We start from the raw sequence: 1,242 nt of genomic DNA on the forward strand, positions 1-1,242 counted from the left end.
ACCATCCTCACTGAAACGAGAAACCCGTTATTACAACAGGCTTGTTGGGGTTAACCTCTTAACAAGCCCAAGTCTTTAGGCTTGGGTACTTGACAGTCTTCGGGTCCGATACCGGATCTGAAAGGGTCCGGATGAAATAGGCTGTAGCATGTTTCTGTATCCCTATCCCACAGCGCGTCTTGGTCAAAGCGGGTGTAAACTTTCCCTGTTGTATTATCGACGATTTGTGTTTCAGGATCTTCTCGATCGGGTTCAAAAACACTGCAGCTCATTAAAAAATAGCCGTTCTTGGCGAGCTGAGACTTGATTCCTGAAAACATCGCATCTCGATCTATATCCGTAACGATGCCTTGTGAGCAGAAGCTATCAATAATGAGTTGGTATTGTTCGCCTCCACGTGGAAGTTGACAGACATCTAACACCTCATACCGGATGTCTAAACACTGCTCGGCAGCGATCGCTTTGGCTTTATCAATGGCATCAGGAATAACATCAATCCCATGTACTTGGTAGCCGAATTGTGCTAAAAAACATGCCACTGGACCTGTCCCGCATCCGAGTTCAAGCACTTGAGCATCTGGTTTGATGTCCAAACGTGGCAAGGTCTCTATTAAAAAAGGTTTGGAAGAGAACTCACTGAAATCATTAGGGTTCCCGTAAAGTTCACCTCTTGACGTGAGTCCTTTTGTCTTCAGTTGGGCATAATCTGCCAGGTGTTGGTGGTAAAAGTATTTTTGTTTCATGATTTTCCCACCGTCTGGAATTTGGTAGCATAGGATTCAAACAATGTTAGAATTTCAGAGAGTTTGGTTACTGTGGTCACATTAGGTGTGAATTTTTCTTGCTGTAAATTGTGTGTATTGACGCTGAAGTCAAAGGCATTGCCTTCGTTATTTCTTTGTATGAGGACTGGAACCATACCAGCCGCACGTGCAGCTTCCGTGTCATCTTCTGTGTCCCCAACATAAATGACTTCTTCGGGTTTCATTGCGGTCTGCTCAAGTGCCCTGTCAAATATCCGCGGATCCGGTTTCTTGACCCCTACTTCAGCGGAAATAACAACCGAATCAAAATAGGGTGTAAGGTTGAGTTTACTCAGAACCGAATGGACGTGTGGTGGATGGTCAAAGTTAGACACGAGGGCAAGTTTTTTAGAGCAATGAAGTGTATGCAGGACAGAATGCGCTTCAGGATCGAGCGATATATGTTTTTGCCAGGCATTGGCGACTCTATTTGCTATCA

At 44.8% G+C, this 1,242-nt stretch carries 2 protein-coding genes; both read right to left on the reverse strand.

What is annotated here, in order from left to right:
- Positions 1–50: 50 nt before the first annotated feature.
- Entirely contained in the window at positions 51–743 is a 693-nt protein-coding gene (locus J4G07_00075; GenBank protein MCE2412375.1) for a methyltransferase domain-containing protein, read from the reverse strand.
- A partial coding sequence (locus tag J4G07_00080; protein ID MCE2412376.1) for an HAD family hydrolase occupies positions 740–1,242 on the reverse strand: 503 nt, incomplete at its 5' end. The genes J4G07_00075 and J4G07_00080, both read right to left, overlap by 4 nt.

The sequence above is a fragment of the Candidatus Poribacteria bacterium genome (assembly GCA_021295715.1).
Classification (GTDB): Bacteria; Poribacteria; WGA-4E; order WGA-4E; family WGA-3G; genus WGA-3G.

Coding starts and splice junctions, on each gene's coding strand:
- J4G07_00075 (MCE2412375.1), bottom strand. CDS start 743: ATGAAACAAAAATACTTTTACCACCAACACCTGGCAGATTATGCCCAA.